This window comes from Flavobacterium sp. RHBU_24 (assembly GCF_046613695.1).
GTDB lineage: Bacteria > Bacteroidota > Bacteroidia > Flavobacteriales > Flavobacteriaceae > Flavobacterium.
This window is the reverse complement of record NZ_JBKJHD010000001.1, coordinates 76,122-101,751: the sequence shown is the minus strand read 5'-3', so window position 1 is coordinate 101,751 and position 25,630 is coordinate 76,122. Positions and strand designations below refer to the sequence as shown.

At 43.3% G+C, this 25,630-nt stretch carries 31 protein-coding genes; 13 read left to right on the top strand and 18 right to left on the bottom strand.

Annotated elements, in window-relative coordinates; translation table 11 throughout:
• Positions 1–14 precede the first annotated feature (14 nt).
• Entirely contained in the window at positions 15–1,784 is a 1,770-nt protein-coding gene (locus ACLI09_RS00475; RefSeq protein WP_411417610.1) for a LysM peptidoglycan-binding domain-containing protein, read from the bottom strand.
• 96 nt (positions 1,785–1,880) lie between these two features.
• A complete protein-coding gene (locus ACLI09_RS00470; RefSeq protein WP_411417609.1) occupies positions 1,881–3,068 on the bottom strand; it encodes a phosphoglycerate kinase in 1,188 nt (395 codons plus the stop codon).
• Positions 3,069–3,388: 320 nt separating this feature from the next.
• Between ACLI09_RS00470 and ACLI09_RS00465 the strand changes: the two genes are divergently transcribed.
• Genes ACLI09_RS00465 through ACLI09_RS00455 form a run of 3 tightly spaced genes read left to right on the top strand, consistent with a single transcriptional unit; the run spans position 3,389 to position 5,160 of the window.
• Entirely contained in the window at positions 3,389–3,619 is a 231-nt protein-coding gene (locus ACLI09_RS00465; protein ID WP_411417608.1) for a hypothetical protein, read from the top strand.
• Positions 3,609–3,956: a type II toxin-antitoxin system PemK/MazF family toxin gene (locus tag ACLI09_RS00460; protein WP_411417607.1), complete on the top strand. Its 348-nt coding sequence runs from the start codon at positions 3,609–3,611 to the stop codon at positions 3,954–3,956. Before ACLI09_RS00465 ends, ACLI09_RS00460 begins: the two co-directional genes overlap by 11 nt.
• A 55-nt stretch (positions 3,957–4,011) precedes the next feature.
• Entirely contained in the window at positions 4,012–5,160 is a 1,149-nt protein-coding gene (locus ACLI09_RS00455) for an ATP-binding protein (RefSeq protein ID WP_411417606.1), read from the top strand.
• A gap of 353 nt (positions 5,161–5,513) precedes the next feature.
• Here ACLI09_RS00455 and ACLI09_RS00450 read toward each other — a convergent pair whose 3' ends face one another.
• The 5 genes from ACLI09_RS00450 to ACLI09_RS00430 all read right to left on the bottom strand — a co-directional run bounded on the left by ACLI09_RS00450 (position 5,514) and on the right by ACLI09_RS00430 (position 9,745).
• Positions 5,514–6,443: a magnesium transporter CorA family protein gene (locus ACLI09_RS00450; protein ID WP_411417605.1), complete on the bottom strand. Its 930-nt coding sequence runs from the start codon at positions 6,441–6,443 to the stop codon at positions 5,514–5,516.
• A gap of 198 nt (positions 6,444–6,641) precedes the next feature.
• A complete protein-coding gene (locus ACLI09_RS00445; RefSeq protein WP_411417604.1) occupies positions 6,642–7,604 on the bottom strand; it encodes a DUF6438 domain-containing protein in 963 nt (320 codons plus the stop codon).
• Between the two features lie 64 nt (positions 7,605–7,668).
• Positions 7,669–8,208: a 3-hydroxyanthranilate 3,4-dioxygenase gene (locus ACLI09_RS00440; RefSeq protein WP_411417603.1), complete on the bottom strand. Its 540-nt coding sequence runs from the start codon at positions 8,206–8,208 to the stop codon at positions 7,669–7,671.
• Between the two features lie 288 nt (positions 8,209–8,496).
• A complete protein-coding gene (locus tag ACLI09_RS00435; RefSeq protein ID WP_411417602.1) occupies positions 8,497–8,970 on the bottom strand; it encodes a methylated-DNA--[protein]-cysteine S-methyltransferase in 474 nt (157 codons plus the stop codon).
• Positions 8,971–9,073: 103 nt separating this feature from the next.
• A complete protein-coding gene (locus ACLI09_RS00430; protein ID WP_411417601.1) occupies positions 9,074–9,745 on the bottom strand; it encodes a DUF1573 domain-containing protein in 672 nt (223 codons plus the stop codon).
• A gap of 388 nt (positions 9,746–10,133) precedes the next feature.
• Here ACLI09_RS00430 and ACLI09_RS00425 point away from each other — a divergent pair, with 388 nt between their 5' ends.
• The 3 genes from ACLI09_RS00425 to ACLI09_RS00415 all read left to right on the top strand — a co-directional run bounded on the left by ACLI09_RS00425 (position 10,134) and on the right by ACLI09_RS00415 (position 12,659).
• The gene (locus ACLI09_RS00425; protein ID WP_411417600.1) at positions 10,134–11,417 is read left to right on the top strand and encodes a sensor histidine kinase; all 1,284 of its coding nucleotides are present in this window, start codon (positions 10,134–10,136) and stop codon (positions 11,415–11,417) included.
• Positions 11,414–12,094 (top strand): response regulator transcription factor, encoded by a 681-nt coding sequence (locus ACLI09_RS00420; protein ID WP_411417599.1) that lies wholly within the window; start codon positions 11,414–11,416, stop codon positions 12,092–12,094. The genes ACLI09_RS00425 and ACLI09_RS00420 overlap by 4 nt, the downstream gene beginning before the upstream one ends.
• 328 nt (positions 12,095–12,422) lie before the next feature.
• The gene (locus tag ACLI09_RS00415; protein ID WP_411417598.1) at positions 12,423–12,659 is read left to right on the top strand and encodes a hypothetical protein; all 237 of its coding nucleotides are present in this window, start codon (positions 12,423–12,425) and stop codon (positions 12,657–12,659) included.
• Between the two features lie 148 nt (positions 12,660–12,807).
• Here the strand turns inward: ACLI09_RS00415 and ACLI09_RS00410 are convergent, their stop codons facing one another.
• From ACLI09_RS00410 to upp, 3 genes are read right to left on the bottom strand one after another with little or no spacing between them, the layout of a single operon-like run.
• Positions 12,808–13,098, bottom strand: a complete 291-nt coding sequence (locus tag ACLI09_RS00410) for a type II toxin-antitoxin system RelE/ParE family toxin (protein WP_411417597.1) — start codon at positions 13,096–13,098, stop codon at positions 12,808–12,810.
• A complete protein-coding gene (locus tag ACLI09_RS00405) occupies positions 13,089–13,319 on the bottom strand; it encodes a hypothetical protein (RefSeq protein ID WP_411417596.1) in 231 nt (76 codons plus the stop codon). Before ACLI09_RS00405 ends, ACLI09_RS00410 begins: the two co-directional genes overlap by 10 nt.
• A 42-nt stretch (positions 13,320–13,361) precedes the next feature.
• The gene (gene upp, locus ACLI09_RS00400; RefSeq protein ID WP_411417595.1) at positions 13,362–14,015 is read right to left on the bottom strand and encodes a uracil phosphoribosyltransferase; all 654 of its coding nucleotides are present in this window, start codon (positions 14,013–14,015) and stop codon (positions 13,362–13,364) included.
• Positions 14,016–14,078: 63 nt separating this feature from the next.
• Between upp and ACLI09_RS00395 the strand changes: the two genes are divergently transcribed.
• Together ACLI09_RS00395 and ACLI09_RS00390 are read left to right on the top strand one after the other, a co-directional pair.
• Positions 14,079–14,684 carry a DUF4254 domain-containing protein gene (locus ACLI09_RS00395; RefSeq protein WP_411417594.1) on the top strand — a complete coding sequence of 202 codons (606 nt, stop codon included), beginning with the start codon at positions 14,079–14,081 and terminating at the stop codon, positions 14,682–14,684.
• Between the two features lie 86 nt (positions 14,685–14,770).
• Positions 14,771–15,844: a glycosyltransferase family 9 protein gene (locus ACLI09_RS00390; protein WP_411417593.1), complete on the top strand. Its 1,074-nt coding sequence runs from the start codon at positions 14,771–14,773 to the stop codon at positions 15,842–15,844.
• 147 nt (positions 15,845–15,991) lie between these two features.
• Here ACLI09_RS00390 and ACLI09_RS00385 read toward each other — a convergent pair whose 3' ends face one another.
• The gene (locus tag ACLI09_RS00385; RefSeq protein WP_411417592.1) at positions 15,992–17,044 is read right to left on the bottom strand and encodes a 2Fe-2S iron-sulfur cluster-binding protein; all 1,053 of its coding nucleotides are present in this window, start codon (positions 17,042–17,044) and stop codon (positions 15,992–15,994) included.
• A 273-nt stretch (positions 17,045–17,317) separates the two neighbouring features.
• Here ACLI09_RS00385 and ACLI09_RS00380 point away from each other — a divergent pair, with 273 nt between their 5' ends.
• The 5 genes from ACLI09_RS00380 to ACLI09_RS00360 all read left to right on the top strand — a co-directional run bounded on the left by ACLI09_RS00380 (position 17,318) and on the right by ACLI09_RS00360 (position 20,094).
• Entirely contained in the window at positions 17,318–17,788 is a 471-nt protein-coding gene (locus ACLI09_RS00380) for a CYTH domain-containing protein (protein WP_411417591.1), read from the top strand.
• A complete protein-coding gene (locus tag ACLI09_RS00375) occupies positions 17,779–18,753 on the top strand; it encodes a YpdA family putative bacillithiol disulfide reductase (RefSeq protein WP_411417590.1) in 975 nt (324 codons plus the stop codon). Before ACLI09_RS00380 ends, ACLI09_RS00375 begins: the two co-directional genes overlap by 10 nt.
• A gap of 27 nt (positions 18,754–18,780) precedes the next feature.
• Complete coding sequence (locus ACLI09_RS00370; RefSeq protein ID WP_411417589.1) at positions 18,781–19,446, top strand: hypothetical protein; 666 nt, start codon at positions 18,781–18,783, stop codon at positions 19,444–19,446.
• A 14-nt stretch (positions 19,447–19,460) separates the two neighbouring features.
• Positions 19,461–19,742, top strand: a complete 282-nt coding sequence (locus tag ACLI09_RS00365; protein ID WP_411417588.1) for a hypothetical protein — start codon at positions 19,461–19,463, stop codon at positions 19,740–19,742.
• Positions 19,743–19,806: 64 nt separating this feature from the next.
• Complete coding sequence (locus tag ACLI09_RS00360; RefSeq protein ID WP_411417587.1) at positions 19,807–20,094, top strand: hypothetical protein; 288 nt, start codon at positions 19,807–19,809, stop codon at positions 20,092–20,094.
• Here the strand turns inward: ACLI09_RS00360 and ACLI09_RS00355 are convergent, their stop codons facing one another.
• The 7 genes from ACLI09_RS00355 to ACLI09_RS00325 form a co-directional block, all read right to left on the bottom strand.
• Entirely contained in the window at positions 20,095–21,084 is a 990-nt protein-coding gene (locus ACLI09_RS00355) for a TerC/Alx family metal homeostasis membrane protein (protein ID WP_411417586.1), read from the bottom strand. It lies immediately after the preceding gene.
• A 23-nt stretch (positions 21,085–21,107) separates the two neighbouring features.
• On the bottom strand, positions 21,108–22,103 hold the full coding sequence (locus ACLI09_RS00350) for an NAD(P)H-dependent glycerol-3-phosphate dehydrogenase (RefSeq protein ID WP_411417585.1): 996 nt from the start codon (positions 22,101–22,103) through the stop codon (positions 21,108–21,110).
• A gap of 307 nt (positions 22,104–22,410) precedes the next feature.
• Complete coding sequence (locus ACLI09_RS00345) at positions 22,411–22,893, bottom strand: hypothetical protein (protein ID WP_411417584.1); 483 nt, start codon at positions 22,891–22,893, stop codon at positions 22,411–22,413.
• A gap of 29 nt (positions 22,894–22,922) precedes the next feature.
• Positions 22,923–23,504, bottom strand: a complete 582-nt coding sequence (gene nadD / locus ACLI09_RS00340) for a nicotinate (nicotinamide) nucleotide adenylyltransferase (protein WP_411417583.1) — start codon at positions 23,502–23,504, stop codon at positions 22,923–22,925.
• Between the two features lie 60 nt (positions 23,505–23,564).
• A complete protein-coding gene (gene gmk, locus ACLI09_RS00335; RefSeq protein WP_411417582.1) occupies positions 23,565–24,155 on the bottom strand; it encodes a guanylate kinase in 591 nt (196 codons plus the stop codon).
• 91 nt (positions 24,156–24,246) lie between these two features.
• Complete coding sequence (locus ACLI09_RS00330) at positions 24,247–25,107, bottom strand: YicC/YloC family endoribonuclease (RefSeq protein ID WP_411417581.1); 861 nt, start codon at positions 25,105–25,107, stop codon at positions 24,247–24,249.
• Between the two features lie 163 nt (positions 25,108–25,270).
• A complete protein-coding gene (locus tag ACLI09_RS00325) occupies positions 25,271–25,621 on the bottom strand; it encodes an arsenate reductase family protein (protein ID WP_411417580.1) in 351 nt (116 codons plus the stop codon).
• Between the last annotated feature and the right edge of the window lie 9 nt (positions 25,622–25,630).

Genomic DNA, 25,630 nt, shown 5'->3' with positions numbered 1-25,630 from the left:
TATGTTTACCGGCGTTAGTTATCGCCTATTTTCAGTTTCATGCCCGGCTTTATGCTCTCGCCGTTTATTTTGTTCCACGTTTTGAGGTTCTCGACCGTTACGCCCGGGTGCTGCCTGGCAATGCTGAACAGTGAATCACCTTTCTGAACAATATACAGGGCAGCCTCTTCATAGCTTGTTTCACGTTTTTTAACGGTAGCTATGCCGGTTTTAGCCTCTGTAGCCGTTGTGGCGTCACCATCATTGGTCTGATTGTCATCATTAGCAGCCACCTGCGGGTTAGTGTCGGCTGCATCTTTAGCAGTTGTTGCAGCCAGCGCTGTTTTACCTGTAGGCACCACAACTTTTTTAGCAGGGGTAGAGTCTTTAGCAACCGTAGCGGCGATAGCCTGTTCCGGCTCCTCTACAGCAAGGGTTTCTTTAACGGTAATTGTTTTTTGAATCTTAAGTTTCTGGCCGGGGTGTATCATGTTGCCTTTAATGCGGTTCCATTTACGTAGCTCCGCCAGGCTTACACCATACTTATCGGCAATAGAACCCAGGGCATCGCCACTTTTTACGGTGTGCGTTTTATAGGTTGTTTTTGTATTCCTGCTGTTTTTACTGCGTTTTGGTGTATATGCCGCTACAGATTCTTCCCTTCCGTTTACCCAGTAGGGCCTTTCGCGCTGTGCTTCCTCATGGTCTATGTAAGCGTAAATGGAATTTTCGTTGCTTACAAACAAGGCAACTTTATCCTTCGGCAGGCGCAGGAAATGCGCTTTACCCTCGGTATGGGGTATCACGTCAAGTTTATAGGTAGGGTTAAGGAACTGTAGTTCGCTTACCGGTACGTCTACCAGGCTGGCAATTTGCTTAAACGACATTTTGCGCTTTACCATTATGGTATCAGTTTCAAAATACGTTGTTTTAGCCCTTTTGCCATTAATACCGTGCTCCCTTGCATACTCATATATGTACATGGTAGCCAGGAAGGTAGGGTTATACGCCTGTGTTTCCTTAGGCAGGTTTTTACGGATGTTCCAGTAGTTTTTATAGCTTCCGCTACGGCGGATGGCCTTGGTTACGTTGCCCGGCCCTGCGTTGTAAGAGGCAAGAACAAGGTCCCAGTCGCCAAAGATGTTATATAGGCTGCTAAGGTACTGGCAGGCTGCTTCGGTGGCTTTAAGCGGGTCTAAGCGCTCGTCTACATAACTGTCTACATTCAGGTTATACTGCTTCCCTGTAGGGTACATAAATTGCCATAGGCCTGAAGCGCCTACCGGGCTTTTAGCCCTCGGATTTAGTGCACTCTCTATAATGGCAAGGTACTTAAGCTCAAGCGGAACGTTATATTGTGCAAGGCGCTCTTCAAACATCGGGAAGTAATACTCGCTTATCGCCATTAGCCTCTCGTAGCTGTTGTGGCGGTTTTTAAGGAACGACTTTATAATGTTCTCCAGGCCTTTACTGTATTCAATATTAAAGGGAGATTTTGCATCAAGTGCCGCAAGCCTTTGTTTTAATACCGTTGTAGACAGGTTGTAGTCTACCTCTACATCAGGGTCGATGGTTTTGAGGTCGGCCTGCATGTCTGCAAAAAGGTCTTCGTTTGTAAGTTCGTTCATCCAGAGGCTGTCGATACGGGCCATATCCTGGTTACGAACAAACGTAGACTTGACTGAATCAAGGTACGATAGTTTTACAATGGGCTGTGGTACATCTGATGTTAATGCCAGTTCCTGGGCAAAAGCACCCATAGACAGTAGCGATAACGCAAAAAACAATGTTCTTTTTTTATTCATAATTAACCTTATGGTAAGTTAAATACAACGTATTGCAAAGCAACAATGTAGAGTATAACTTTAACTTTTAATTTATATTGCAACCTTTAACACTGCTTAGTCTAAAATAGCAGCAATGCCGGGAAGTGTTTTCCCTTCAAGCATCTCCAGCATGGCGCCGCCACCTGTAGATACATAACTCATTTTTGGCTCAAGGCCAAATTGTTTAACCGCCGCTACCGAGTCGCCGCCGCCCACAAGTGAGAACGCGCCGTTTGCAGTAGCCTCAGCTATAAACTCGCCAAGGGTAATGGTACCATTGGCAAATTTTTCCATCTCGAACACGCCTATCGGGCCGTTCCAAAGTATTGTTTTACTTTCCAGTATTACTTTCTTAAAGTTCTCAAGGGTTTTAGGACCCGCGTCAAGACCCTGCCATCCGTCAGGAATATCATTTACGTCAACAACTTTAGTATTGGCATTGTTGCTAAAGTCATCTGCGGCAACCACGTCTACCGGTATGTGTACCTGTACGTTATTGGCTTTGGCTTTTTCAAGTATTTCAAGCGCGAGGTCAAGCTTATCAAGCTCGCAGATAGAGTCGCCCACGTTACCGCCCAGGGCTTTAATGAAGGTGTAGGTCATACCGCCGCCTACGATAAGGTGGTCTATTTTAGTAAGGATGTTCTCTATAACGGTAATTTTTGTAGAAACTTTACTACCGCCCAATATGGCAGTAACCGGCTTCTCGCTGTTTTTTAGCACCTTGTCTAAACTTTCTATCTCTTTAGCAAGCAGCGCGCCGAAAACCTTAGCCTCCGGGAAAAATTCAGCAATAATGGTGGTAGAAGCGTGTGCACGGTGCGCGGTACCAAAGGCATCGTTTACATATACATCGCCCAGTTTTGCAAGCTTGCCCGCAAATTCTTTGTCACCCGCTTCTTCTTCGCTGTAAAAACGAAGGTTCTCTAAAAGTAACACTTCACCCGGCTTAAGGTCGGCCGCCGCTTTTTCGGCAACGTCGCCTATGCAGTCTTCGGCAAACTTAACTGCTACACCCAGCACCTCGCTTACCTTGGCAAGGATGTGTTTAAGCGAATACTTTTCCTCTTTGCCTTTCGGGCGGCCCAGGTGGCTCATAAGAATAGCGCTTCCGCCGTCTTTCAGTATCTTATCAATTGTAGGTTTAGCAGCGGTAATACGGTTATCGTCAGTTACGTTAAAGTGCTCATCAAGAGGTACATTAAAGTCAACACGGATTACAGCTTTTTTGTCTTTAAAATCGATGTCTGAAAGGGTTTTCATAAAGGGTATATGTTTATTTACGTTTTGGTGAAAGGCAAATATAGTTTTTTCTGTTAATAATTATATAAATATCTTTTTTTGAAGCGGGTTACAATGATAGCAATTAATTGTTTTACAGCTGATTATTTAAGTGTTAAATTTTAAAATCCTGCACAAGGCGGTAGTTTTTTGTAATGAGATGGGTAGGGCGGAGAAAGGCGAAAACGGTTGCGAGAGGATATAGATTTTTTTATACAGGATAACGCAAATAATTGCATTCGTTAAAAAATACACTTTTTTAATATAAAAAAAAGATATACTTTTGAGTAAACAATTTAGCTATGAAAACAGTATCTCTAAAAATTGATGATTCTATTTTCGGTGAAACGGAAAAAATCCTCATAAACATTAAAACTACCAGAAACAGGTATATAAATGAAGCTTTAGATTATTATAATAAAATTCAGAAGCGTAAATTACTGGAAGAAAAGCTTCAACGGGAATCACTTCTTGTGAGGCAGGAGTCTATTAAAATATTGTCTGAATTTGAAAATATTGATTATGCAGATTAATCAATATGAGATTTGGTTAGCCGACTTAAATCCAAGGGTGGGTACCGAGCCTGGAAAAACGAGACCTGTAGTAGTTATTCAGACAAATATACTCAACCACATTTCGCATCCATCAACAATTATATGCCCAATAACCACTAATGTTCAGAAAGAATCAGAAATATTGAGGATACATTTAAAAAAAGGCACAGGAAATCTTTTAGAAAATTGTGATATAATGTTAGATCAATTGCGTGCGATAGATAACAAACGCCTGATAAAAAAGATTGGCGCGCTACCTCTAAATCTGGTAGATAGCGTGAAAGAAAACTTATCTGTTATTCTGGATATGGAATGAAAAACTAAGTCTCTTAGCAACTCAGCACCTAAGCAACTTTCTTTATCTTTGCCCCATGCTTTTTTCAGAAATCTTAGGGCAAATACACATCAAGAACCACCTGGCCGCCAGCGCCACGAGTGGCCGTATACCTCACGCCCAGCTGTTTATAGGCCCCGAAGGATCAGGTACTTTGCCATTGGCCATAGCCTATGCGCAATATATTTTATGTGCAAATACCGGCGGCGAAAACGAGGGCGGCAACGCGGCCTGTAACCTTAAGTTCCAAAACCTGTCGCACCCTGATTTGCACTTTGTGTTTCCGGTGGCAGCTAACGGCGAGGTAAAAAGCCACCCAGTGAGCGCCAACTTCTTAAAGCAATGGCGCGAGTTTGTGGCCCAAACGCCTTACGGCAGCCTGTTTGACTGGTACAAGAAAATTGATATTGCAAACAAGCAGGGGCAGATAGGCGTTGACGAAGCTACAGAGATTGTTAAGTCGCTGTCGCTCAAAGCGTATGAGGGCGGCTATAAGGTGATGATCATTTGGATGGCCGACCGCATGAATACTGCCACGGCAAACAAGCTCCTGAAGCTGCTGGAAGAGCCGCCACAAAAAACGGTGTTCCTGCTAATCGCTGAAAGTGAGGATGATATACTGCAAACCATACTGAGCCGCTGCCAGGTGCTGCACTTTAACGGCCTGCCCGAGCAGGTAATTGCTAACGCACTGGTTTCCAGGGAAAATATCGACCCGAATACCGCGATGAAGCTTGCCCACCAGGCACAGGGCAACTACAATAAAGCCCTGCATTTACTGCACAAAACCGACGACGGCCTGCCGTTTGAAGAGTGGTTTGCGCAATGGGTGCGTGCCGCCTTTAGAGCTAAGGGCAACGCTGCGGCCATACACGACCTTATTAGCTGGAGCGAACAGATAGCCGGCATAGGCCGTGAGGCGCAAAAACAGTTCCTTACGTTTTGTATCGATATGTTCCGGCAGGCGCTGCTGCTTAACTATAACGCTAAGCCACTTGTGTTTATGGAGCCCGCGGTTGATAAATTTAAGCTGGAAAATTTTGCCCCTTTTGTAAACGGCAACAACATTAACGACATTTTTAAAGAGCTTAGCGATGCCCTGTACCACATAGAGCGGAATGGCAATGCTAAGATTATACTTACAGATTTAAGCATAAAACTAACGCGGCTTATCCATAAGAAATAGTGCTCAGTTTTTGCAGTCGCAGTTTGCAGTAAACCGGCAACTGTTGATAACTTTTTTTTTAACCTGGAGTGTTCCACATTGGGTAGTCTCTCTTTCCACTTTGTTGAAGAAAACGGTGAAAAACGCCAAAAATTAAGTAGTTGCTTTTCAGTCAGTTAATTTTTATATTCCACAATCGATTAAAAAACTGTACAATATTATTTTACTGAACGAATGCCTTCAGTACTCCACCTGCTGTATTGGCGTAATTTTGCAGAACAAATTTTTGGGTTGGCAAGGAGGGAATAAAAAAATTTGCGGATGCCCAAAATAATCCGGCAGAAAAAAATTGGGGGCATCCGCAACAGTATTTCTTAAAATAGATTTTTTTTCTTAAACATTAATACCCCTATTAACGATATTAAAAATGACACCAATGCGATAATCCATAGCCCGTAGTTATTATTTTGCAGGCTGTTTGGTACGTTCATGCCGTAAAAACTGGCAATAAGCGTGGGTATCATCAATATTATTGAAATAGATGTAAGCCGTTTCATGATGACATTAAGGTTGTTAGAAATCACGCTGGCGTAGGCATCCATGGTGCCGGTAAGGATGTCGCTGTATATATTGGTCGTGTCCTGGGCCTGGCGCAGCTCTATTTCTACATCTTCAATCAGGTCCGGGTCAAAAGTGTCGCGGTAGCCTTTAAGGTTGCGGATGCGGTAAAACAGCATCTCGTTACCCTTGATGGACGTTATAAAATATACCAGGCATTTTTCTATTTGCAGGAGTTGTTGCAGGTCTTCATTCCGGATGGACTTCTCGAGGTTGTCTTCGGCGCTCTTTATGAGCTGGTTAACCTGTTTCAGGTACTTCTGGAACCAGATGCTCGACGATATCAGCAGGCGCAGCACGAGGTCAAAATGGCCTTCGGGCCGGATGCTCTTTTTTTGCGAATAGGTAATGAAATCGCTTATCATATCGTTTTGCTCAAAGCATATCGACACAAACGTGTCACCTTTAAATACTACGCCCAGCGGCGCTGTGGTATAGGGCAGGCGGGGGTCGTTGTGCTTCAGGGGCATCCGCAGTATGATAAGGCACCACCCGTCTTCAAACTCTATGCGGGGGCGCTCGTCTATATCTTCAATATCGTTATAAAAAGCCTCGGGTATGCCCAGCTCGCTAATAAGGTAGTGTTTATCGGCCTCGGTGGGTTTAAGGGCGCTTATCCAGGTGGCATCGTTTGCCGATTTTGCTGTGGTAAGGCCGCAGTTGTCTTTGGTGTAAAAGGTTACCATAATTACTTTTCCCTCAAATGTTTAGCTACAGGGAAAAGCCATGGTTATACTATCCCTGAAAGGTTATTACTTGTATTTTCTGTCGGTAGTCGTCCATGGGTGGAACAAATTTTTTGCAAAGATAAACAATTGTGACGCCGGAAGATAGCCGGCTTTGAGGATTTTTAAATACAATAGCCATTTTTAATGAAATATTCATTAATCTTCATTCCATTTCTGATTAAACCGCAATTCAAAAAACAGTTGATATAACCGGTTTAAACCAGAGGTACCTACTAGCCCGTAATCTTTTATTTCTTTAACCGTCCCGTTGTTATAGGTTACTTTTAAGGTACAGGTTTGATCATCAGTCCAGTTTACTGAATAGCTGTCTTTTAAGTTAGGGAAATCTATATAGTCAAGCAGGCTAACTATATCAGAAAATGATTTTTCATCGATTTCTCCGCTAAAAGTTCCGCTGATGGATTTTGATGGTTTTGATTTCCAGTTCTCAACATTATATTTTTCAGCCTTAAATATAGCAGCCCGGTTTTTATTTATCTTGATATAGAATTTTGGACAAATGCCATAGCACATTGAGGTTTGGTATTCAATTTTTTCAATATCATGTTTTTTAGGTGACGGATTAAACTCAACAAAATCATTGAATTTTAAAATGAGGTCTTTAAATAATAATCCAGCTTCCTCTTTATCTAATCCATAGTTTTCGCTTAAATAATAATAGCGGATGACGCTGTCATTTAAAATTTTCGGGAACACACAATCCTGAAAGCTCCGCCTGGTAAGTTGCTTAATCTTGAATGAATTTTTCCCTTGATTAAGCGCTACTAAAACGGCGAAATCACCAAATTCTCCTGTGACTAAAAGATCGGTCAAACCATTTCTGTCAAAATCAGCCTTATAAAATGATTCAGTAATACCTAAGGAATCGGCAATGTATTTACATGACTTTTTAGTTTCTCTGTGGTAATTAGTAAAGGATGCTATTTTCCGTATTTTGAAAGACTCATAATCCTTATCAATACGATGTATAAATTTTTCTGCTAAGCGTTCGGACGTTACGTTATCAACATTTAATTTTTGGGCATATACCACAGGATTTAATAAAATATTGACTATAAAAAGAAGCAGAGTTTTAACTTTTAATAATTGACCTTTCATTGTATAATTAGTTAGATGGTTGAAAGGCCAAGTTACTAAATTTAAGTTTTAATCGTTTTTAATTTTACCCCCGCTCCACATACCGCTCATCCACAGGCAATACATGCCCGCAGCAGTCGCAGGTGCGCAACGCCTCAGAATTATAAAAATGCTTAAAGTGCGGCAAAAAGTCCTTTTCAATATCGTGCAGCTCAAAAAATACCTCATACAGCTTGTGGTTGCAGTTTTCGCAAAACCACAGCAGGCCATCGGTAAAGCCGCGGCCGGCACGCACCCGCTCTATTACCAACCCAATAGAGCCTTCGCTGCGCACGGGGCTGTGCGGGGTGCGGGCGGGGTGCAGGTACATATCGCCGGCACTGAGTTCCATTTCTTTGCGTTCGCCATTTTCCTGCACTATAACCTTTATGTTGCCTTCCAGCTGGTAAAAAAGCTCTTCGGTTTCGTTATAGTGGTAGTCTTTACGGGCATTGGGGCCGGCTACTACCATAACAATATAATCTTCAGACAGCGGGTAGATGTTCTTATTCCCCACGGGCGGCTTTAGCAGGTGGCGGTTTTCATCAATCCATTTATTAAGGTTGAAAGGCTTAGTAGTAGGCATATTTTTAAATTTTAAATTATCGCGGATGGAAACATCCATGAAATAAAATTACGGCTTTATGGTAAGAGTAGCGCTGATATTTGTCAGTTTTTTTCCTCTCCGCCGACCCTTCTCCTTCGGAGAGGGGCTTCAACGTACGGGTACAGTTCGGTAACGAATGCTATAAACCACTGCTAATCGGTAATCAAAACATCAGAGTGAAGCTGCTCCCTCTCTTTCGGAGAGGGCTGGGATATGATAGGGGCTTCCGGAAAGTAACCTAACATAGGTGAGGGGCTTCGGAAAGGCCTAAAAAAGGCTTTGCTGCACCGGCGGGGTTTCATGCTCCAGCAGCCACTTTTTACGCCACAGGCCGCCCGCATAGCCGGTAAGCGACCCATCTGACCCTATAACACGGTGGCAGGGCACCACAATCCAAAGCGGATTTTTGCCATTGGCAGAGGCTACGGCACGGATGGCTTTTACATCGCCCAGCTTTATAGATAATTCCTGGTACGAGGTGGTAGAGCCAAACGGTATTTGCAGCAGGGCCTGCCATACTTTTTTTTGGAAATCAGTACCATGCGGATTCATTGTGAATGTAAAATTGCGGCGCCTGCCTTCAAAATACTCAGTAAGCTCGCGTGCGGCCGGGTACAAAATTTCCGGTACGGCATCAGATACCGGCACATCGCCGTCTAGCATACTGATTTTAGAAATGCCATATTCGTCGCCCTCAATAAGTGCCGTACCTAATGGTGTTTTTATATAAGCCTGCTGCATTTTATTGTGAAACTGTGTACAAATTTATTCAAAACACACGGTTAAGCACAAAAAAAGCCGCCACAATCGTGACGGCTCTTTAGTATAGTATTTTACCTATGGCTTATTTAGCAGAAGGTATTTTTATAACCTGGCCGGTACGGATAACTTTTGAAGCAGGAATCGCACCTTTGTTAGCGTTATAAATTACATCATACTTATGGATATCGCCATAATATTTTTTAGCAATTAGCGAAAGTGTTTCTCCTTCGGCTACAGTATGTAGTTGCACACCCGGTGTAGCAACTGCTGGCTGTGTTTTAACAGGTGCAGCGGCTACATTAGTAGTAGTTGCCGGTGCCGGTGCAGGAGTTTCTTCACCTATTACTTTACCTTTAATGCTTAGTATTTTATTCTGGTCTGTGTCGTTAGTGGTAACGGTAACTGTTTTAGTAAACGCGCCGGGGTGTGCGGCGTTATAGGTAGCGGTTACATTACCAGACTCTCCCGGTTTAATAGGGGTTTTTGTCCAGCTTGGTGTAGTACAGCCGCAAGACGCTTTTACGTTAGTGATAAGTATCGTTTGGTCAGACGTGTTTTTAAACGTAAACTCGTGTGTAGCAGGCTTTCCTTTTTCTATATCGCCAAAGTTAAAAGAATCTTCTTTAAAGGTAAGGCCTGTAGGTTTTTGTTCTTTAACCTCAGTAGCCGGTTTCGCAGCTTCCTGGGCATGTACCGTTGCAGAAAGCATAAGGGCGCCTACAGCAGTAAATAAAGTTAGTTTAAGGTTTTTCATAATTACTTAATTACTATTTAGTTAATAAATTTTTTTTTACGTTAAAATATTTTGATATCACAAATATATCACCTTCTGTGTACGCTTTTGTTAACCGCTTTCAAACTCTTGTTAATGAGTTGTTAATAGCGTCTGGTAAAATTGTAATACTCATTGTGTTTGCAAATAAACAAATATTGTTCCAAAAAATTAAAACTTTAACGAACGCGCTTCTATAGTTTATTTTATACCGTAGACTATGTAAATACAACATTACAAAAATAACCATAAGTATGTGTAACTTTGTTAACTGCTTTCAAAGGCTTGTTAACTAACTGTTAAAGGCTTGGTTCTATAGTATATTTATGCCTTTTCAGGCACATATTTGTATACCAAATTTAGTAAGGAATTGAAATTCAACACACTCAACATAATTGTTTTTATAGGCCTTGTGGGCATTGTGGGAGTTATTACCATGCAGCTGGTAATGCTTAGTGAAGCCTATAAATTTGAGCGAAAGGAAGTAGCCGAAAAAATTCACTTTGCCCTTCAGGATGTGGTTACTAAAATTTACCTTGACAACAGCACCGAGGCCCCGGTAGACAGCCCCATTAAAAAGGTTAGCGACGATTACTATGTAGTTAATGTAAACGATGTTTTTGAGGCTTCAATATTAGAGTACTATCTTAAAAATGAGTTTATAAAGGCCAAGCTCGACCTGGATTATGAATATGCCATATACGACTGCTCCGGCGATGCCATGGTGTATGGTGAATATATTAACATGGAAGGCCAGACGGTAGAAAACCAGAGCATGAAGTGTGTAAACTGCTTTACCAAACGTCCCGGCCTGGTGTACTACTTTGCGGTGCGTTTCCCAAAGATGACACACAGCTACCTGAACTCCCTGGGCCAGTACTGGATATATACCGGTGTGCTGTTCCTGGTGCTGGTAATATATGTATATTCGGTGTTCCTGCTGCTTAAGCAAAAGCGCTATACCGAGCTGCAAAAAGACTTTATAAATAACATGACGCATGAGTTTAAAACACCATTATCGTCAATACTTATCGCGGGAAACTATGCTGCAAAACAGCCGGAGATAGAAGATAACCCCAAGCTGAACCGTTACCTGAAAATAATAGTAGAACAGGGCAACAAGCTTAACCAGCATGTAGAGCGCATCCTTTCGGTAGCTAAAAATGACAGTGGCATAGGGAGGCTCCAAAAAATACCCTTTGGGCTTACTGATACCCTGGAACTGATAAAGGAAAACGCCTCGATAAAATTTGAAAAGGCACACATTACCCTTAACGCCCCTGATAATAAATACACTATACTGGCCGATGAATTCCATGTATATAATATCTTATTCAACGTGGTAGAAAACGCCATTAAGTACGGCCCGGCAAACCCTGAGGTAGTCATAAGCGTTACCCCGCAGCCCAAAGGTGTGTTGGTAGAAATAGCCGATAATGGCCCGGGCATACCGCCGGAACATATTGATTTTGTGTTTGACCGTTTTTACCGTGTTCCCCGCGAAAACAAAACCGATATAGAGGGATTTGGCATAGGGCTTTTTTATGTGAAAAAGATTTGTGAACTTCACGGGTGGAAAATAACCCTGAAAAACAATACCGGCAAGCCCGGACTTACCGTAAGCATAGTGATACCAAAAAGCAGCTTTGCATGAAAAAAAAGATACTTTACGTAGAAGACGACAGCACACTGGCGTTCCTAACCTCTGATAACCTGGAGCAGCATTATGACGTGATACATTTTACCAATGGCAAGGAGGCTTTTGATGCTTTTAAGAAAGGCCCCTATGACCTGTGTATCCTTGACGTCATGCTGCCCGAAATGGACGGCTTTGAACTGGCAGCCGCTATACGTGAACTGGATGTTGAGGTGCCCATTATATTCCTTTCGGCAAAAACGCTTAAGGAAGACCGTATAAAAGGGCTTAAACTGGGTGCTGACGATTACCTGGTGAAACCCTATAGCATTGAGGAGTTGATTTTAAAGATAGAGGTGTTTTTACAGCGCAGCCAGAAACGCACTACTACCTTAAGCCGCGTGTGCCCTGTAGGCTCTTTTAGCTTTGACCCCGATAATTATGCCCTTGAAAGAAACGGCGAGACCATACAGCTTACCGAGAGGGAAAGCGCCCTGCTGAAACTCTTTATAGATAACAAGAACATCGTTTTAAAGCGCGAAAAAATACTTACTGCCCTTTGGGGTACCGATGACTACTTCATGGGCCGCAGTATGGATGTATTTATCTCGAGGCTGCGCAAAATTTTCAGGGATGATGAGAGCATCCGTATAGAAAATATACCGCGCGTGGGCTTTAAGCTTATAGCACCTTAGTTTTAGTGATCAGTGGTCAGCGGCAGGCCTCTCCCCAACCCTCTCCAAAGGAGAGGGAGCAGCTTCACTCGGATATTATCTCATAAAACCCCGCTTCCCCAATTTTTAGGCAACAATATTCCCCAGCTTTCTACACAAGCAACAGGTTTTGGTGCACGTAACAAATGTTTGTGCCAAAACAATTTCTAGGATTTAAAACTATGATTTAAAGTGCTTTACTATTTAAATCTTTCAATAGTTGAATCTTTCAATCTTCCGTTGGCATCAATCTTGTTTTATACTTTTCACAAAACGTAATAAAAAACAAGACATATAAAAAACCGAGATTATGAAAAATTTATTTTTAAGTGCACTACTGCTAACAGGTTTACTGGCCACAGCTCAGGAACCCGTAAAAAAAGAATCGAAAACCAAAACACAAACTACTACTACAACAAGGCCGGCCTCTGATAGTACGGCCACGTCTACCACTGTACCTACCCAGTCTACCACAAAAACTGAGGCTACTACAAAAGAAGAAAGTACCGTGCCTAAAAAAGCCGACCCTGCTAAGAAATCCAAATAAACACTACCGCAGACTTTTTAGCGCCTATTTATATTTTAAAACAGGTTTTCCTATCTATTTTGCCTGTTTTAAAGCAACCCCTGATGCACAACAATCAGGGGTTTTTAGTTGTTAAAGCGATTTTTGGATATTTTTGCTGCAGTTGTAACTAATACTTCGGGTTCTGTTTTGTTCCCCTGAAGTTAATTATGTTAATACATGATTTCTTCAAATCTATATTATATATCAGATAATTGTTTTTATCCACAAGTGCTCTATACGATGACTTGACGGATGATTTCGGAAAAATTTCAGGATTAGATGAGATTGCAGATAATGTGGATGTTATATTCTCTTCAAGATTAGTTATTTCTCTTTGCGTCCATTCTTTTTGAAGATACTCAATAACCTTTGATAATCCGCTTTTTGCTTTGGCCGACCAAATAATTTTTAGCGCCATTTGTCAAAAAGTTTCATCACTTCTTCATGTTCAAAAACATTGCCGTTTTCTATATCAGCAATACCTTCATCAATTTCAGCAAGTTCTTCATCGCTCAACTCATCGGCCCAATCCGTTTGTTTTTTATACAACCTTAACAGGCTCTCAAGTTTATCCAGCAAATTTTCATCGGCATTTGCTAACTCCTGAATAAAATGATATTTCCGTGCTGCCAAATCCATGGTATAGTGATAATAACAAATATACAAAAATATTTTTAGATGCTACAACTTTACACCATACGCTAAATCACCGGCATCGCCCAGGCCGGGCACTATATATTTTTTCTCGTTCAGGTGGCTGTCAGTGTCCGCTATCCAGAGATGGAAGTTATCCGGCAGGTGTTCCTCAAGGTAAGCAATGCCTTCGGGCGCGGCGATTACCACCGCTAAGTGTACGTCTTTTGGGGTTTCGTTTTCAAGTAATTTATCACAGGCCGCTACAAGCGACATCCCGGTGGCCAGCATAGGGTCGGCAATAATTACCGTTTTCCCGGTTAGCGATGGCGCCGCTTTGTATTCCATCACAATTTCAAAGTAGTCATCATTGTTAGGATGGTTGCGAAACGCGGATATAAACGCATTCTCAGCATCATCAAAAAAAGAGATAAGACCCTCATGCAGCGCCAACCCGGCACGCAGCACAGAACATACTACTATGCCGTCTGCCAGCTTAGTAGTTTCTTTTATACCCAGTGGCGTAGCAACGGTTTGGGGTGTAAAGGGTAGCGTTTTACTTATTTCGTATGCAAGTACCTCGCCTATGCGGTGAATATTTTTACGGAAACGCATGCTGTCGCGTTGTAGGGTTACGTCGCGCAGCTGCGATACAAAGTGGTTGAGGATGCTGTTATCTTTATATAAATTATGGACAATCATAGCGATAAATTTTGTTTTGGTAAGATAAAAGTATTAAAACTATATTTGTAAAAAAATTTAAACATGTTTTCAAGCATTGCATTCCCTGTTTTTGAGCAGAGTATTAAAGACTATCACCAGTACGACGATATTGCCCAGCCTATAAATAACCCGTTCCGTAAAGATAAAATAGAACACCTTTTATATGCCAAAAACTGGGTAGATACCGTGCAGTGGCATTATGAAGACATAGTGCGCGACCCAAACATAGACCCTGTAGCCGCGCTCGACCTGAAACGCAAGATAGATGCCAGCAACCAGGTGCGTACTGATATGGTAGAATATATAGACAGCTATTTCCTTGAGCAGTATAAAGAGATACAACCTAAGGCTGAGGCAAAAATAAACTCAGAGAGCCCTGCCTGGGCCATAGACCGCCTGAGCATACTGGCGCTTAAAATTTACCACATGGCAGAGGAAGCTACGCGCGAAGACGCATCGCCGGAGCACCGTGCCAAATGCCAGGAAAAATTAAATGTATTGCTGGAACAGAAAAAAGACCTTAGTACCGCAATAGACGACCTGCTTGCCGATATAGAAAGCGGCAACAAATACATGAAGGTGTATAAGCAAATGAAAATGTATAACGACGAGGAATTAAACCCGGTGTTGTACCAGACAAAAAAGTAAGAAATTAGAAATCCTGCTTTTAACCACGGCAGGATTTTTTTGTTGTAGTCCCCCAGGATGAAACAACAGGCAAAAACCAACACATAATGCCACACACCAAAAAGAAAGGCACCAGAAAACACCTGCTGTTACTCAGGTTTTCTGCTATGGGCGATGTTGCTATGACTGTACCTTTAGTCAGCGCACTGGCAGCACAATACCCCGACCTGAAAATTACCGTAGTGACACGGGCTTCCTTTAAAAGTTTTTTTGAAGGTATGCCTAATGTAGCGGTGTACGAAACTAACTTTGATAAGCAGCACAAGGGCCTTATGGGGCTTTGGCGCTTGTATAGGGAGCTGCGTGGGCTGCATGTATATGCCGTGGCCGACCTGCACAATGTGCTGCGCAGTAAAGTAATAACATTCCTGTTTAAACGCAGGGGTAAAAAAACCGCTACTACAGATAAGATGCGCGAAGCCCGTAAGGCGTTAACCGCAGAAAAAAATAAGCGTTTTGAGCCCATACCGGCAGTAATAGAGCGTCATGCCATTACAGTGGCACAACTGGGCTTTCCCGTAACACTTGATGCCAGGGCTATACGCCCCGCGCTTACGCTTTCTGAAGATGTGCTTGCTTACACAGGCCATCATAACGAAATGTGGATAGGCATAGCGCCTTTTGCGCAACACCGCAGCAAAGTGTACCCAAGAGAACTGATGCAGGAGGTTATTAGCGGCCTCGCAATACGGCCCGGCACTAAGATATTCCTTTTTGGCGGGGGTAGGGACGAGGAGCACCAACTTAAGAAGTTTGCCGAAGGCATGCCCAATGTACTGGTGGCAGCAGGCAATAAACTCTCCATGAAACAGGAATTGCAAATAATAAGCAACCTTGATGTAATGCTGAGTATGGACAGCGGGAACGGCCACCTTGCAGCCATGTATGGGGTTAAGGTAATTTCACTGTGGGGCGCCACGCACCCGTATGCCGGTTTCGCGCCATTTAACCAGCCGCTAAGTAACTCGCTTACTGCGGACAGGGGCCAATACCCCCTTCTGCCTACATCTGTATACGGCAATAAAAACGTGCCGGGTTATGAGGATGCTATGCATACTATTACACCGCAAATGGTAATTTCTAAAGTCGAAAGCCTTTTAGCCGAAGGTCTAAAGTCTTAAAGTCGAAAGAAGTGGCGCCGTAAAAAAGTAAAACAAATAGAAAACCCGTAGAACATAATCGTTCTACGGGTTTTCTATTTGTATTCCAGGAATGTCATATCCGATCCCGGGCTTTAAGACTTTACAACTTTACAACTTTCGACTCAATTACACATCATCAAAATCAATATATATCTCGGCTGATGTAGGGTGTGCCTGGCAGGTAAGTATCAGGCCTTCTGCTATTTCACCATCGGTAAGTATGGCGTTCTTTTTCATTTCGGCACTGCCGTTTTTAATACGGGCCATACAGCTGCTGCATATACCGCCCTGGCAGGAGTAAGGGGCATCTACACCCTGTTTAAGGGCCGCGTCAAGCAACGTAATTTCCTTCGGCATTAAAAAGGTGGTTTCCTCATCATCTACCAGCACCGTTACCCTGGTCTGGCCGCTAAGGTCGGCTTCAATTGTTTTTTCGGCAATAGGGGTAGAGAACAGTTCAAATTTAATGCTCTTATCGGGCACATTGCTTTCCTTAAGCACCTCGTTTACCAGTAGTATCATTTCCTCCGGCCCACACAGGTAAAATTTGGCAAATTCCTTTTCCTTGTGCTTGTTTTTAAGCACATAGTTAACGGCTGCACGGTCTACACGTCCAAAGAGCGCCCCTTCGGCATGTGCCTTGCTGTAAACAAACTGTACAAAAAAGCGCCCCAGGTATTTTTCCTGGAGTTCGTGCAGCTGGTCGTGGAAAATAGTTTCCTCGGGCGTTTTGTTTCCGTATACCAGCACAAACGAGCTTTTGGGTTCGTTTATTAAAACCGAATGGATGATGGCCATTACCGGCGTAATGCCGCTGCCGGCAGCAAAAGCAGCATAGCTGCGCTGGCGCTCGGGCCTGGGCTCAAAGGTAAAATTACCTTCGGGCACGCCTACTTCCATGGTATCGCCTACGGCGAGGCTTTCATTGGCAAATGCCGAAAAACCGCCGTTCTTAACTGCCTTAATGGCTACCCGCAACTCGCCGCTGCCCGGAGCTGAACAAATGGAATATGCCTTGCGCACTTCCTCTCCTTGGTACTGGGTTTTAATATTTATATACTGCCCTGCTGTAAAGGTATATGCCTCGCGGAGGCTTTCCGGTACGGCAAAGGCTATGGAAACCGCGTGTGGGGTTTCACGTTTTATATCTTTTATTATAAGAGGATAAAATCTTGACATTTCTAACAAATTTCCTGCAAAAATACGCATTCCGCAAAAGGGAAGGAAATATTGGAGGCTAAAATGTATATGCCGGGTAGCAGGCGTTGATAATATAGATGGTTACTACTATACAATGCAGAATTGATGGCTGTCAAAAATATTTGTAAATTTTAGGTGGCAACTCTGTTTTTCTACACCGTTTTAAAAATAAATTATCTAAAATCATCTGGTAAAACGTCAACGGTACTGACTATATAATTCCGTAACTTGCCGTTACAATTTTTACACCTTATGACCGAAACAGAACGCAAGTTCCTTGTACTTGCAGACACCTATAAAACCGAATCTTACACCCACAAACGCATTACCCAGGGTTACTTGAGCTCAGTGCCCGACCGTACCGTACGTGTGCGTATTAAAGGAGAAAAAGGCTACCTTACCATAAAAGGCCGCGGCAACGCAAGCGGCACTACCCGCTTGGAGTGGGAGAAAGAAATTCCGGTTGCTGAAGCCGAACAATTGCTGGCCATTTGCGAACCCGGCGCCATTGATAAGGTGCGCTACGAAGTGAAGGTGGGCAGCCATGTGTATGAAGTGGACGAATTTTTTGGTGAAAATGAAGGGCTGGTTATTGCTGAAATTGAGTTGGCCGACGAGTATGAAGATTTTGAAAAGCCACAATGGCTGGGTGAAGAAGTAACTGGCACCGAAAAATACTACAACGCTTACCTGAGCCGCAACCCCTACAACACATGGAAGTAACTAACGATACCTGCGACCTGCTCATCATCGGCGGCGGGCCCATAGGCATGGCCTGTGCCATTGAGGCTAAAACTAAAGGGCTGAGCTATATTATCCTGGAGAAAGGCGCGCTGGTAAACAGCCTGTATAACTACCCGTTGTACATGACGTTCTTTAGTACCGCCGAGCGCCTGGAGGTAGGCAATGTGCCCTTTAGCTGTATTGCACCCAAGCCGGGCCGGCAGGAGGCGCTGGAATATTACCGCAACATACAAAAGCACTTTAACCTGAATATACGGCTTTTTGAGCGCGTTATTTCGGTTAATAAGCAGGAGTCGGGCAAGTTTGTCGTGCACAGCGAAAAAGGCTGGTACAACGCAAAAAACGTGGTTATAGCGACGGGGTTCTATGACATTCCCGTGTATATGGATGTGCCGGGTGAAAATCTGCCACACGTGCGCCACTATTACAAGGAGGCGCATGAGTATGCATTTAAAAAAGTGGTGGTAGTAGGCGCTAACAACAGCAGCGTAGACGCCGCGCTGGAATGCTGGCATAAGGGCGCTGATGTTACCATGGTTATCCGCCGGGGCGAAATTAACGACCGCGTAAAATACTGGATAAAGCCTGATATTGAGAACCGTATTGCAGAGGGTAGCATTAAAGCATACTTTTATTCGAGCATTACCGAAATCAGGGAAAATGAGGTGGATATTTTTACCACCGATGGCGCGTTAACCCTGCAGGCCGACTTTGTATTGGCCCTTACCGGTTACCGCCCTGATATTGATTTCCTTAAAAAGTGCGGCATTGCCGTTAGCGATGATAACCTTTGTACCCCAACCTACAACCCCGATACTATGGAAACCAACGTGCCCGGCCTGTACCTTGCCGGTGTGGTATGCGGCGGTATGGAAACCCACAAATGGTTTATAGAGAACAGTAGGGTACACGCGGAGATGATTGTGGCAAATATTCAACAATAGTTATATTTGTTAAAATTTTTCCAACCAATGACAAAACAACCTGTGTTTACTACCGATGCAATATTTCCTGTAATCGTGATTGTGCTGAGCCTCATGAATATCTCTGCCAGCTTTAATGATATGCTGTCGCTGTCAGTACTGGTATCGGTTGTGGGCATCACCGGGGCGGTGCTATTTTTTATGAGAAATCCCATAGCGCCTAAGATTATATATGCCTGGATTATTGTGCAAATCGTATCCTTTCCGCCTGCTTTTGACCTCTCACAGGGATTTAACCTTGTTATGTCGGTAGGAAATAACAATTCTGAACTGCACGTAAACTTCATCGCTATTGCAATGCTGGGTACCGCCCGGTTACTGGCAACCGCCAGCCTTGCGGGAAGGACCGCCACGATTTACCAATTTCGCGAAAGCAGCCTGGGCAATGTTTTTCCGGTTACGGCAACGCTAATAAAGAGGGTGGTTATTGAAGATGAAAAAAACTGGCTGCTGGCACACCTTAGTACTCCCGTTAATTACAACGAGAAACCGGTACACTATGTGCTGATACGCCGGAAAGATGGCGAAACCTTAAAGTTAGGCAAAGAAAAACAGGTGAGTTTTTTGAGGCTTGTAGTTAATGAAACAGATCTTGACGATACTAATAATGCTAAGCGTTTCCCGTTTATAGACTGGGTTTATGTGGCAAAGTAGCTAATTAGATGGGCATGAAAATCACGATTATACTTCTGTCAATATTAGTTTTGCTTAACCTGGGCTTTTATTTTTCGCTTTTGCCTTACGAACAAGAAATGGCAACCCAGCACATGCGCGGTTCATTACTGGCAATTATGCTTTACCCGATGGCGATTATTATAGCTTTAACAGCAATTATTAAATTCCGGAAAAACTATAAGTTGCTGCTTATACTACTGGCGTATGCCCTGTGCTTTGCAATCTGGGGTTATAAAATACAAAACCTGGTTTGCGAATTATGCTCGAGAAACTGATTAGTTAACTTTTTGCCATTACATACAACCTAAGCCATGCTTGATTAATGAAACCCTGCTTACAATGAAACAAACACTAATCTTACTTGCCTGTTTAATCGCCACTAACCTATTGTGTGCATTTCTTATTGTGCCGTATGCTCAGGGAACGGCAAACAGCCACATTAATATAGGCCCTAATTTAGGCTATGTATTTTATTTTACGGCACTTATTGTAGCCCTTATCACGATAATAAAATTTTGGAAACAACACAGCATGTTACTGTTTTTGTTTGCTATTGCACTAAGTTTAGTGATGTGGGCATATAAACTACAGCACCTCTACTGCATGGGATGCGCTAACAGCGGATAATTAGTTAACCTCCTCCCCCTTAAACACAAAACTCGCCACTACCGCAATAAGCAACACCCCGCCCACTACCGCCAGCGATACCGGCGATGAAATGTGTATAAACGGGCTGATAAGCATTTTTACGCCTATGAATGCCAGTATCACCGCAAGGCCGTAATGCAGCTTGCTGAACATGTGCATAAAGTTGGCCAACAGAAAATATAAAGCCCGCAGCCCCAGGATGGCAAATATATTACTGGTATAGAGTATGAACGGGTCTTTTGGCGCTATGGCAAAAATAGCCGGTATGCTGTCTACCGCAAAAATGAGGTCAGAAAATTCAATAACCGCAACTACTACAAGCAGTGGCGTGGCAAGGCGCTTGCCGTTCTCTATGGTAAAGAAGTTACCGCTGTCAAAGCTGTTGGTTACATTAAAAAATTTATGCACCAGGCGTGCCCCGGGGCTTTTAGAAAAGTCTTTATTTTCGTCGTCATCTTCCTGTGTGCCCCACGACTTTATGCCCGCGCCTATAAGGAACAACCCAAATAAGGTAAGCACCACGTTTATCTTTACATTTTCGCCAAAGATTTTCATTTCAGGAAGGTAGGTAATGTTGATAAGGCCCACGCCGGTAAATATAAATATAGCCCGGAACACGAGCGCCCCTATAATACCCCAAAACAATACCTTATGGTGCAGGTACTTGGGCACATTAAAGAACCCAAAAACCATAATAAATACAAAAAGGTTATCTACAGATAATGCCTTCTCTATCCAGTATGCGCTCTGGAATTTTGCAAAGCCATCAAATCCCATTACATAATAAATAACTCCGCTAAACAACATGCTAAGCCCTATCCATACCGAGGTCCAGGCTATTGCTTCTTTATTGCTAACCTCATGGCTTTTCTTGTTGAAAACGCCAAGGTCCAGCAGTAGCATTATTACTACCAGTATGCCAAAACCTATCAGTACGGCGGGGTGGTTTATCAGTTGGTCGTGCTTCATGGTGCTTGTGTGGTAGAGTTATATTAGTCGAGCTTATCAGTCAGTTTTTTAAATACCTGTTTGGCATCTTTGCCTTCATATAATATGAAGTATACGGCATCTATAATAGGCGTTTTTGCGCCATATTCCTTGTTGAGGTCGTAGGCACTGTTAGCCGCATAGTACCCTTCGGCCACCATGCTCATTTCCATAATGGCGCTTTTTACGGTATACCCTTTACCTATCATGTTACCAAACATACGGTTGCGGGAAAATACCGAGTACCCGGTTACTAAAAGGTCGCCCAGGTAGGCAGAGTCGTTAATGTTACGCTTCATTTTATGCACCTTACGTATAAATTTTTTCATCTCGCGCACCGCGTTGCTCATCAGCAACGCCTGAAAGTTGTCTCCGTAGCCAAGGCCGTGGGCAATGCCGGCCGCTATGGCATAGATATTTTTTAGCATCGCGGCATATTCCGTACCTACAATGTCGTCAGATATTTTTGTTTTTATATAGTGGCTGTTCAGGTTCTTAGCCATTACCTTTGCTGTTTTTTCGTTAGTGCAGGCTATGGTAAGGTAACTAAGCCGCTCTAACGCCACTTCTTCAGCATGGCAGGGGCCGGTAATTACGCCAATGTTATCATAATCAATGCTATACGTCTCATGAAAGTGCTCTCCTACAATAAGGCTGGTTTCGGGCACAATGCCTTTAATGGCGCTAAAAATTACCTTATCTTTAAGGCTTACAGTAAGTTTTTCAAGTTCTGCGCTTAAAAAAGCCGACGGTATGGCAAATATTACATAATCGGCAAAGGCAACAGCCTCGTTTATATCGTTAGTAAGCAGTAATTTTTTAGTATCAAATTCTACCGAACTTAGGTAATTAGGGTTGTGTTTTTGCAGTTTCAGGTGTTCAAGCGCATACGTGCTACGCATGTACCAGGCTATCTGGCCCACGTTTACACAAAGCATTTTAGCTATTGCCGTTGCCCAGCTTCCGCCGCCTATTACCGCGAACTTTGGTGAGTCACTCATTCTTGTTTCTTTGTTTAGGTGTGCCAAAAATACATCATTTTAGGATACTGTAGCCAGTTGCTGTTGTTAAGCATTAGCAACGCCTTTTAAATATTAACATTTTATTATGACGGTTTGCGCAATGAATGGTTGGCTTAACACGTTATGCTATTGATTTTGTTTACTTCCTTAAATTGGATTTACAACAAGGTTAGTTAAATTTTTTGTTTTTGGTGTTTTAAAAGGCATTTGTGCACCGCACGGATGCCTTTTATTTTATACCAAAGTATGAAATTTACCTAATCAGTACTTGTAAAAGAATGTTAAGTTACTTTATGTCAGCTATTTTCTTTCGCGATATTGCCTGCGTTTCCCATTCTGTCCGCAGGTCATACAGGCGCAGTACCAGGTCGATAAAAATAATCATTTCAATCCGCAGGTAAAAATGCCCAGTTAACAACCCTTTTGCTAAAATAGCCGCGCACAGCGCCAGCAGGAGGCCAAAGCACCATAACCCAATGGTGGCAGCCTTTTTCTTTTCAAGCCAAAGCAGGAAAACGGTAATAAGCATAAACAGGTATAAAAATACCGAAAGCATAGGGTAATAGGGATATGGGATAAGCACATTGGCACGCAGCATATCATATACAAACACGTAGCCGTTTAGCAGGCTGTAAACATCTGATATAAGGTAGAGCGCATTAAACCCGGCATACAATAAAAGCATGGCCCATATCCACCAGGGCAGCAACGCCCGGCGGTAGGTGGTTTTTATAGCCTCAAATTCTGAAAAATCGTGGTCTTCTTCCATAGCATTATATCGGAAGATTAAGGTAGTGATTATTTTTTATAAAACAAATTATGCGTTACATACTGCCACACCTTTTCCGGCAGCAGGGGGCGCACGTTTTTACCTTCCTTAATGCTGTTGCGAATGAACGTAGATGATATCTCTATAACCGGTGCATCAATGCGGTGAATGCGTGCCGCAGTAGCAATTTCGGGCGATATAACTTCGGTATTAATGCGGGGATACACATAAATGTCGTGGTTTTGCAGCAGCACCTCATAATTCTTCCATTTGTGGAGGGAATTAAGGTTGTCTTCGCCCATTATCAGCGAAAACTCGTGCGTGGGGAATTTTTCCTGCAGGTGCGCCAGCGTGTTTACGGTATAATTGGGCTGCGGCAAGCGAAACTCTATATCGCTGGGCTTAAGCTTAGGGTACTCTTCGGTAGCCAGGAACACCATTTGCAGGCGGTGATGGTCATCAAGCAATGTACTCTTCTTTTTGAGCGGGTTGTGCGGCGTTACCATTAGCCACACCTGGTCGAGGCCGCTGTACTCTGCCATATGGTTGGCGATTATTAGATGCCCGGCATGTATGGGGTTAAACGTCCCGAAGTAAAGCCCTATTTTCATTTTCTTTGAAGCTGCTGAGATTCTGAGATTCTGAGTTGCTTAGCAAGTACTGCCCGGTGATTACTCCTCCCTTGGGGGATGGGGGGCGATAAAATTCTTCACCAGCTCATACGCTTCCTGCTTGGCCGTATCAAGGTCATAGTTTTTTATGATGGTATCAAACTGTGGTGCCGTGGCCAGCTCTACCGACGCCTTGGCGATGCGCATGTTTATCTTGTCATCACTCTCGGTACTGCGTTTTTTAAGGCGGATCTTAAGTTCGTCTATACTGGGCGGCTTTACAAATACCGCCAGGGTTTCCTCAGGAAATTTACGCTTTATGCGCAGCCCCCCGGCTACGTCTATATCAAATATCACGTTCTTGCCCATGGCCCAGATGCGCTCTATTTCGCTTTTAAGCGTACCGTAAAAATTATCGCGGTATACTTCTTCCCATTCTATAAAATCGTCGGCCTTAATGTGTTTTTTAAACTCTTCAAGTGAAATAAAATGGTAGTGCTCGCCGTCAATCTCGCCCTCCCTCGCCTCACGCGTGGCGGCAGATACTGAGAATGCCAGGTTAAGCTCAGGGTGCCCCAGCAAATGGCGTACTATAGTGGTTTTTCCCGACCCGGAAGGCGCCGAGAATACAAGTAGTTTTCCTTTGTTCATTTGTGTTGTGTTGGCCTCACCCCAGCCCTCTCCAAAGGAGAGGGTGCAGCTTCACTCGCCGTATTGTTGTTTGTTATTTGTTTCTTGAAATTTAAAGAACATTTAAAACCTGCTCTTTTATCTTTTCAAGTTCGTCTTTCATTTGCACCACCAGCTTTTGCATACCGCTGTGGTTTGCCTTACTGCCCATGGTGTTTATTTCGCGGCCCATTTCCTGCCCTATAAAGCCCAGCTTACGGCCATTAGCCTCACTGCCGGCAAGGGTTTCTATAAAATAGTTAAGGTGGGTTTCAAGGCGTACCTTTTCTTCGGTAATGTCCATTTTCTCAAGATAGAAAATAAGTTCCTGCTCAAAGCGGTTTTCGTCTACATTAACCTCAAGCTCGGCGATGCTGCCACGCAGGCGGTCTTTTACATTGGCTATGCGCTCGTTATCAAAGGCTACCGTTTCGTGCATCAGCCTCATAATGTTGCTAATACGCATCAGGAATTCCTTTTCCAGAGATACACCTTCGCTAACGCGGAAGTTTTGGATGTTTTGCAGCGCCTCGTTTATAACCTCTTGTATCTGTTCCCATTCAGATTCGTCTATTTCCTCGCGCTCTGTTTTCAGGGCATCCGGCATACGCACGGCCATCTTCATCAGTTCGGTGTCATCACCATTGGGTATTACCTCTCTCATTTGGGCGATGTAGGCCTTTACAATGGGCACATTTATTTTAGACGAAGTCTCTTCTGCGGTAATTTCTACATACAGCGAAAAATCTACCTTGCCGCGTTCCAGCTTTTGAGAGATAATATTACGGAGCCCCAGTTCCATTTCCCGGAGGTTGCCGGGCATGCGCACATTAAGGTCAAGGCCTTTACTGTTAAGCGACTTTATTTCTACGGTAATTTTTTTTGTTGGCAGTTGCAAAGATGCCTTGCCAAAGCCTGTCATAGACTGTATCATGAAACGAATTTTGTTGTGCCAAAGGTAATAAAATTAAGGAACACGGATGACACAGATGCTTTGCAAACACAGATTTACACAGATTTTTGACCTCAAATGCGTTAATTTATAAACATTTCAATCAAATCAGTGCAAATCCATTAAATCAGTGTCATCTGTGTTGCTATTTCAGGTAAGCCACCGCATCTTCCACCGTTTTTGGCTTATTGCCAATGAATATTTTATCCCCGGCAATAATAACCGGGCGCTTTAAAAAAGTATAATGCTCCAGGATGAGGTCTTTATAATCTGTTTCGGTAAGGGGCTTGTCCTTAAGGCCGCGCTCTTTGTAGAGGGTAGCGTTACGGCTAAAAAGCGCCTCATAACTGCCGGCCATCTTGTGCATTTCGGTAAGCTGGTCCCCGGTTATAGGCTCCGTTTTTATATCCTGCACCACAAAAGTTTCCAAATGCGGAATTTGCTTTAGTATCTTAGCACAGGTGGAACAGGTTTTAAGGTGGTATATTTTTTTCATAATTTTCGA